General features: G+C 66.0%; 5 protein-coding genes. 3 read left to right on the top strand and 2 right to left on the bottom strand.

Annotated features, from left to right (window positions below; all coding sequences use genetic code 11):
* Positions 1-351 precede the first annotated feature (351 nt).
* Positions 352-4059, top strand: a complete 3708-nt coding sequence (locus ACFWY6_RS42210; protein ID WP_384702222.1) for a hypothetical protein — start codon at positions 352-354, stop codon at positions 4057-4059.
* A gap of 62 nt (positions 4060-4121) precedes the next feature.
* On the opposite strand, the gene ACFWY6_RS42205 is transcribed toward ACFWY6_RS42210, so the two are convergent.
* The gene (locus ACFWY6_RS42205) at positions 4122-5399 is read right to left on the bottom strand and encodes a tyrosine-type recombinase/integrase (protein WP_384702219.1); all 1278 of its coding nucleotides are present in this window, start codon (positions 5397-5399) and stop codon (positions 4122-4124) included.
* The gene (locus ACFWY6_RS42200; protein ID WP_384702216.1) at positions 5392-5658 is read right to left on the bottom strand and encodes a helix-turn-helix domain-containing protein; all 267 of its coding nucleotides are present in this window, start codon (positions 5656-5658) and stop codon (positions 5392-5394) included. The genes ACFWY6_RS42205 and ACFWY6_RS42200 overlap by 8 nt, the downstream gene beginning before the upstream one ends.
* A 409-nt stretch (positions 5659-6067) precedes the next feature.
* On the opposite strand from ACFWY6_RS42200, the gene ACFWY6_RS42195 reads away from it, so the two are divergent.
* Both ACFWY6_RS42195 and ACFWY6_RS42190 read left to right on the top strand, forming a co-directional pair.
* Positions 6068-6298, top strand: a complete 231-nt coding sequence (locus tag ACFWY6_RS42195; protein ID WP_384702213.1) for a helix-turn-helix transcriptional regulator — start codon at positions 6068-6070, stop codon at positions 6296-6298.
* Between the two features lie 723 nt (positions 6299-7021).
* Positions 7022-8191 carry a DUF3631 domain-containing protein gene (locus tag ACFWY6_RS42190; protein ID WP_384702225.1) on the top strand — a complete coding sequence of 390 codons (1170 nt, stop codon included), beginning with the start codon at positions 7022-7024 and terminating at the stop codon, positions 8189-8191.
* Positions 8192-8245 lie beyond the last annotated feature (54 nt).

The following is an 8245-nucleotide window of genomic DNA, read 5'->3' as shown; positions in this document are numbered from 1 at the left end:
CCTCCACCCAGACCTGGGTGGAGGCTCCGCTCACAGTGCGCGGGGCTTCGGCGGTTGTTCGCCGAGTCCGCGCCTACTTCCTAGATGTCGAAGTACAGCAGGGAGCAACCTCTGACCAGCATGGATGCGACCCACCGAGGCGGACCGGTGCACAACGGGTGCACATAGGCGCGGCAATAGTTGGATCTCGCGATGCTAACGATCGCCGTGTACCTGCGGATGGGCGGTCGGTTAACTCCGTCGTGCACCCCCTGACGTCCGCCGAGGGCCGGAGTTCATCGAAAGCAGGGTGCTGTCAGTGGCTGTGCGTAATCTGATGTTACGGATCGGCTTCGACGCAGGGGGCGTTGCGTGGCGTTGGATGGTGGGCGGGTTGCTGCTCGGGGGTTCCAGTACCAGTACCTGCGCACAGTAGAGGCGCTGCTGGCCAGCATGAGAGACACAGAGGTCACCGCCTGCCGTATTGAAGGCCCCGGGGACACGGTCTCGTTGCAGCGTGTGGATGCGGTCGACTTTGACCTGGTCGATGCTGCCGGTCGTTCGCTGATGGCGGTGCAGGTCAAGAGTGCTGGCTCAGCGCGGGTGGTCCGGGCACGGGAGGCCGTCTCGGTGCTGGTGCATCTGGTCACCGGGTTCGAAGCCCGGGAGTACCGATTGATCACGTCAGCTGTTCCGGACGAAGGCTGCCTGCGGCTCGCCGAGTTGCTTCGGCGCCACGGTGATGACGTCGCAGTGCTGCATGAGGAAATCAAGAAGTTGCTGACACGGGCACCGGCAGCGTGGGGTCTGTGCGAGGCGCTCTCGGCACAGCAATGGCAGCGTCTGGGGCAAGCCAGGATCGAGTTCGACGGGCGAGGTGAAGCGCAGCTGCGTGAGGATCTCAGCAGCGCGTTGCGCCGGCAGCGGGAGCAGGCGGGCTGTGGGCTCTCGCACCGGTCCGGTGGCCTGGTGTTGGGGTATCTGGTGGCGGAGGTCATGCGTCGGGCGGTGGACCCTGCCCTGGCCTGCTGGGATGTAGAGGACTTCCGGCGGTGCGTGCTGGTGGGCGATGGGGAGTTGCTCGCGGCCGTGGGGCGACAGGATTTTGGCCTCATCTACGGGCAGATGCCGGTGGTGCCTGATGTAGAGCGGTCGGATCTGGTGGACCGTATCCGTGACGTCCTCGGCGCGCCCGACACCGGCGATGAGAATGCGGCGATTTGCGTCATCACGGGCCTATCGGGGCTGGGCAAGTCCAGCCTGGCAGCGGCGCATATCGCTGATCAGGCATTCCGCTACGACGCGATCTACTGGGTGGACGCGGAGACCGAGGAATCGTTAATCGCGTCGTTTGCCCGCGTCCTGGCGCACTTGACCGGCTCCGGTGAACCGGCCGAGGTGACGGATCCGCAGTTGTTGCGGGAGCGTGTGCACGCCCAGTTGCAGTCTCTGCCAGGCCCGTGGCTAATGGTGTTCGACGACGCCAACTCGCGCACTGCTGCGCCGTGGCTGCCGCGCCGTGGACGAGGCCGGGTCATCGCAACGTCTCTGGGCGGGAACTGGCGCAGTGTGCAGGGACGTATTGAACTGAGCCCGATGAGCAGCGGTGAAGCGATGCAACTGCTGCGGCTGCGGTTGGGATTGAACGAGCAGGAAGCTACGGAATACGAGGCGCCATTGTTACAGCTGGCGCAGACGCTGGAGCACTGGCCGTTGGCGATTGAAGTCGCTTGTGGCTATCTGGTCAGCTGCGATATCGGTGTGGGCCGACTCGCCGCCTACGCGGATACGTTGCTCATGCGCGCTGCGGACGATGAGGATTCGGTGCCGACTGGCTATCCCCGAACCCTGGCGGCCGCTGTCGCATTGAGCGTTGAGCGCCTGGTAAGTGGGGCACGGGCCAGGAACCTTCTACGGGAGACGCTGAACACCTTGGCTGCCTTGTGCTGGCTTGGCCCGCGCCGGGTACCGGTTCATCTAGCCCTGGCGGGAACGTTCATTGCACCAGAGGAGCTGCCGCCAGCACCGGGATGGGCGGTTTTCGACGAGGCTCATACCCCAGTCAGGGAAGTGGTCCGCGAGCTGCTCAACGTCTCCCTCGTGCGGTACGACGAGCCGCTGCCGGTACGCGTGGAAGCGTTCCCCGGCAGCGAGGACACCTTGTCGATGAACGCGGTGCTGCAGGTGATCTTGGCGCAGCGTCTGCGGCTGTCCGAAACCGCCTCTGACGGGTTGCCGCTAGTGGCAAGTCACACCGACCGCTGGCTTCGCGGGGCCATGCAAACCGGACAAGCGGAACGGGCCTGGGAATTAGCCCAGCACGCGGCAGTGCTGGTCCGGCACATTGAGGCAGCTGAGGTAGCGGATTTGTATACGTCGCTACTCATGGGCAACCTCGCCGCCTTCCATCACGCCCACGGTCAATACGATTCTGCGCAGAGGCTGCTGGAGCTGGAGCTGGAGTGGCTTCGTCGGGCTGGTGACCCGGATAAGAGCTTGGCGGCCCAGGCGCACACTGTTCTGGCGCGCATCGCTCAGCTACGTCAGCACACCGATACCGCTGAAAAGCTCACTGCCCATCTGCGCCCTGTACTTGCCTACCTTCAGCAGCTTTCTGACCCTTTGGGCCCAGCAGTCGCCGACCTCGCCACCGAGGCGTTGCTGATGCTGCAGACCCAGATACGCATTGCCTCGGACGACGGTCTTGCCAAGGTGCTGAAGGGCTTCCGCGCAGTGGCTCGTAGGTTGCCGCCCACCGAGGCGTCGCAGGCGGTCAAAGATCTCACCAACATCCAAGACCTGCTGAGCAGTGGTGCTGCTGACCGCGCCGATCAGGCCATCACTGCCGCGCTGGCTCAGAGCCCCAACCCCTGGGCAGCTACCACGGCGGACTTGAAGCGTCTGCTCGTTGAGGCTTTTGTTATGCAGGACAGGTGGGAGGAAGCGAATGCTGCGCTCGCTGATTTCCTGCCTTACGCAGGTTCTCGGACCTTGTATGGGTTCGCCGTCCACCATCTCGTGCATAACGTTGGTTGCCAGTGTGCCTGGAAATGGGTAGTGACGGGTGAGCAGCAGGCGGTCGAATTGCTTGGGCGCCTCTGGGAAGAGACCGGCATCCGTGAAAATCCGGCACTCCAGACAGCTACCGATCATGCACGGTTCCTACTGCTTCAGGTGGTGCACGACGGCTGGCGGGCCATGAAAGGAGATTTACAGGGCAGAGGGTTCGTGGAGCTGATGGGCCAGCTCCACGACAAGACCTTCACGGATCCACATGACCCCAGCAGCGTGTGGGAGCGCATTTACGGCGGCCTGATGTCACGGATTTCAGCAGTCCTCGGAGACACGATAGAGCGCAAGTATCAGGAAGAAATGGAAACTATCATGGCTGCCGATGGCGGTCTCCTCTTGGAGGAGCCCATGCTGGCAGCTACGTACGCAGCAGCTACTTGCCATGCGGTGCTGGCCTTGTCAACCGACCCTGTCTACGGAGTCCTCGACGGGACCTCGAACATTGATGTGTTGTTGCCAGAAGCGCATCAGTGGCTTCCGACGACAAGACCACTGGTGATTTTGCAGCCGAACGCAATGCTTGCCGTCACGTCACCCGAGACTGGCAAGTCGGTTGAGTTGCAGATTCAGCGGGCCTGCACCAAGGGGATGCGACGCCTAATCGGGCCGGTACCCACGGTGCCCTCGGCCGAGCAGTTGATCCTCACCTTGAACAGTCAAGGTGTGATACTTAGGCACGCGGACGGTACGGTCCTAGCTCGCGCATTCGTGCAGGCGTCGGAACCTTGGCGCAATGCAGCACGCGCTGGCCGCGCCGCGATGGTCTATTTCGGCTACGGATTCGAAATCCATGATCGCACCGAGCACCAGCGCATTATGGCTTCGCCTGCCGAAGCAGCCCAACTACTCGACGCAGTAAGGGAACAGGGCTTGCTCGCCGGAGCGCTTGTGTCTGTGCGCGTGAAACCGTTCCCTCGCAAACCGGACACGCAGCAACGGGGCCCAGAAGCTGCACGTAATCAGCCCCGAAGGAGGTCTCGAAGCGGGCGGAAAAAGGGGCGCCGGTGACGCGAGCCCTGTCACGGTCCGTCGGTGGGCGCCCTCGGGGGATTGGAGGGTTTCACCTGCCATCATGCGATGAGCCGGTACCGCTGACCGATCGCCTTTCGGGCCTTCTCGACCGCGCCCTTGACGCGGTGCACGTACCGACGGAGCGTGAAGGCCGGGTCCTCGTGACCGAGAAGGTCGGCGAGCGTATATACATCGACGCCTTCGTTGATCGCCTCGGAGGCGAAGAGGTGCCGCAGTGCGTGCATCATCTTGTCGCGGCACTCCTCCCACTTGCGGCCCTTGCCAACAGGCTTGTCGTTGAGGGCCTTTATCGCGCCGATCGCCTCCAGGGCGCCCTTCCAGAGGTAGTTGAAGTAGTTCTTGTTAAACGGCTTGCGCTCGCGCGTCGTGAACACCAGGCGCACGGTCACCGGCTCGCCGTCCTTGGTCATCCACGGCAAGGTGACCTCGACCGGCGGGTGCTTGCGCATGTGCTCGGTGAGCAGCACGGCCAGCGCATCGCCGACCGGTACGAAGCGGTCCTTGGGGTCGTCCTCCGTGCCGCCCTTTGGCGGGGCGAAGACCAGGGTGCCGCGGTCGTGGGTGATCTGGCGGCGGATGTGGACGACTTTGTCCTTCTGCAGCCAGTTGACGTCCTCGGGGCTGAAGCCGAAGATCTCGCCTTGCCGCATGCCGAGCCCTCGGCCGCAGTCAACTGTGGCCTGATACCGGTCGGGTAGGTGCTCGCGCACCGAGTCGGTCTGTTCCCAGGACAGAGGCACGTCCTTCGCTGCCTTCTTTGACCGCCTCGGTTTCACGCGCTTCACCGAACCCGTCTCGCAAGGGTTCTTGGCGATCAGGTCGTCGTCCACGGCCATGGCCAATATCGACGACAGGTGCGTGAAGACCAGCCCGACCGTCGTCTCGTCCAGCACCTGCAGCCGTCGCTTGATCCAGGTCTGCACGGTGGACGCCTTGATCTGACGCAGCTTGAGTGAGCCCAGCGGCCCGATGATGTGGTTGCGGACGCGGGATTCGTACTGGGCGTAGGTCCGAGGGTTGTCGAAGGTCTGGTTTTCCAGCCACTGCTCGGCCACCGCCTTGAGCTGGGCCTCGCCCTTCCTCGGGTCGATGTACGTGCCGTCGTCGACGCTGCCTTGCATCTTGGTGAGGTGCTGCCGGGCGTCCTCGTGCCGGTCGAAGCTCTCGCTCTGCTGTTGCCCCTCGGGGTCGCGCCACCGGGCCAACCACCGCTTGCCGCGACCGTGTTCGCCCGAGGGGACCTTGTTGTGGGCTGTGCACTTCTCCTCGTCCGCCTGTGGCCGCTTCTTGTGCCAGCGGTCGTACGGCTCAGCCACGCGGCCCCGCAATGGAGTGGGGGAGCAGGGCGCTCGGGACGACGCCGAGGGCGGTGGCGATGGTGACGAGGTCGTCGACATCGCAGCGGCGGCGGGCGCGTTCGGTGCGGCTGAGGGCGATGTTGGACAGGGGGCGGCCGAGGGCTGTGCAGTACTCGGCGAGGCGGTGCTGGGAAAGTCCGCGCAGCAGGCGCAGGCGCTCGATATTGCGCGCGGTTTGAACTCCGGCGGGGTCTATTTCTACGGGTCGGGTTGCCATGACAGATAGCTGTAACTCGAAATCGACGGCCATGGCAAGGGTTTACTCAAGAGGTCCAGAAAACTTGCTGACGCTGGCTATTGAAGATGCCGCGAGGGTAGTTCAGTGAAGCCGACACCCCGTCGTGCGGTGCCGCACCGCTGCGCCTGGGAGTCTCCGATGCGCGCCCCCAGTGGGGTTTGACCTGGCACCTTGGCCCCGGACAGCGTGCCGTAGGGCGAAATTCCCGCGGAATTATTCTCTGACGGAGCGTTATGCCGCCCACCGGGGATCGTCGTTTACGGTATGGGTTCCAATCGGCGATGTGCCGCCGTTTGGTGCGGCCGCGGAGTTTCCGCAAAATGCCGCTGGATGCGCCGCGAAGTCCGTGGCCATCATGTCCCCGCCCGTATCCCGTGAAGGAGTCCCCATGCCCCGAATTCCGCGTAGCGCCACTGCGTCCGACGGCGCTGGCCGCGATCCGCTGGCCACGCCGGAGGAGGTCGCCGCCTACCTCGGCGTACCGGTGAAGACCCTCTACCAGTGGCGGCACCGCCGCACCGGCCCGAACACCCTCAAGGTCGGCCGCCACCTGCGCTATCGCTGGCAGGAGGTGGACGCGTGGCTGGACGCGCAGACGTCGTACGACCTCACGGCCTGACCCCGCACCTGACACGGGCAGCAGAACGGCCCTCGGCGAGCCACCGCCAAAGGCCGGAGATTCCCCAACTGATCGCCCACACCTGACCGAACGAGCCGGTGAAGGGGGCCGGGCCTTGCCCGCCTGGCCCCTCACCAGAGAGGAACGTCTATGGAGGACTTTACGTCCTCGCGTACTTCGAACACATCCCCCGCCCCTTCCGCTGCCTCGGCGGCCGAACCCAAGGTCGTCTGGCCGCCGGTGGCCGTGCCCGGCCAAGGGTTTGGTCCGGCGGACCACGACGACGGCCGGTCCGCCGGACCACACGCGCCGGATGACTCTGGTCCGCAGTCTGGTCCGCGCCGTGCAGCGGTCGCGGACCGGTCCGCCGAAGCCACGCCGACCACGATCCCGTCGCCGGACCGGATATCCGCGCCTGTGGCAGAGGCGCAGGTCAGCGGCGCGCGGACCGGGCCGGGCGCTGCGGACCAGGTTGGTCCGCACGCTGTGACGCGGTCCGCTCCCGCTGGTCCGGTGGTCCGCGACGGTGCGGACCAAGCGCCGGATGCCGGTCCGCACGCCCGGGAGCGGACCGGCGCCCCCGCCGCCGAGCGGACCAACGTCCCGTCACCGGACCACGCTGGCGGACCGGACCAAGGCCCGCGGACCGGTCCGGGGCAGTCATCCGGACCGACCGACGGCGCGGAGCCGACGTCCGGTGACGGGGCTGCGCTGCTGGATGAGTTGCGGTCAGCGGTCGGCAAGTACGTGGTGCTGCCGAGTGAGGAGGCGCTGACCGCGGTCACCCTGTGGTTGGCGGCCACGCACATCCAGACCGCTCTGCAGCACGCGCCGCGTCTGGCGATCGTGAGCCCGACCAAGGGCTGCGGCAAGTCCCGCGTCCTGGATGTGCTCCACGAGACCGTGCACCAGCCGATGATGACCGTGAACATCTCCACGGCGGTCATCTACCGCGTCATCGGCAAGAACCCGCCCAGCCTGCTGGTGGACGAGGCCGACACCATCTTCGGCCCCAAGGCGGGCGACAAGGAGGACCTGCGCGGCCTGCTCAACGCCGGGCACCAGCGCAACCGGCCCGCCTGGCGCATCTCCGGCCCCGAGCACAAACCGACCCCGTACCCGACCTTCGCCATGGCCGCACTCGCAGGGATCGGCGACCTCCCGGACACGATCATGGACCGGGCGGTCGTGCTGCGGATGCAGAAGCGCAAGACGGGCGAGAAGGTCGCCTCGTTCCGGCTGCGGGATTCAGTGCCGGAACTCAACGTGCTGCGCGACAAGCTGGCCGCCTGGCTGGGCCCGCTGCGGAGCGAGGCTGCCCGCATGATTCCGGACATGCCGGTGGAGGACCGGGCAGCGGACACCTGGGAGCCGCTGGTCGTCATCGCCGACCTGGCCGGCGGCCACTGGCCCGCCCGCGCCCGCGCCGCGTGCGTGGCCATGACCCGGCACGAGACGGTCCAGGACGAGCAGAGCAGCCTGAAGACGCGGCTGCTGCGCGACATCCACCGCATCTTCACGCAGGCGGACAACCCCGAAGCCCTGGCCACCCAGGATCTGGTCGCCGCCCTGATTCAAGACGCCGATGCCCCGTGGGCGGAGTACGGCACCAAAGGGCTGAACGCCTACCACCTGGGCAACCTGCTGCGGGACTTCGGCATCGGCTCGGCCAACTACCGGTTCGAGAAGGGCAGGCAGGCCAAGGCGTACATGCGCAACCGGTTCCTGGATGCCTGGGCGCGTAACTGCCCCGACCTCGTCGAGGCGGCACCCGAGCCCACACCCGGCATCGCGCCTGCCCGCCCGGCCCAGGGCAAGCCGCCCGCCGCCCCGGCGGGATCGCTTCCCATCGGCCTGCCCGGCGGCCTCGCCGGGCCCAAGCGCACTCTCTGATCCCACCAGGGGCGTAGTCCGTAGCACTGCGTCGCGTCCGTCCCCGCGCAGGTC

It is taken from the genome of Streptomyces sp. NPDC059037, from assembly GCF_042740015.1.
GTDB lineage: Bacteria > Actinomycetota > Actinomycetes > Streptomycetales > Streptomycetaceae > Streptomyces.
Note: the sequence above shows the minus strand (reverse complement) of the source record. Positions and strands in the feature narration are given on the sequence as shown.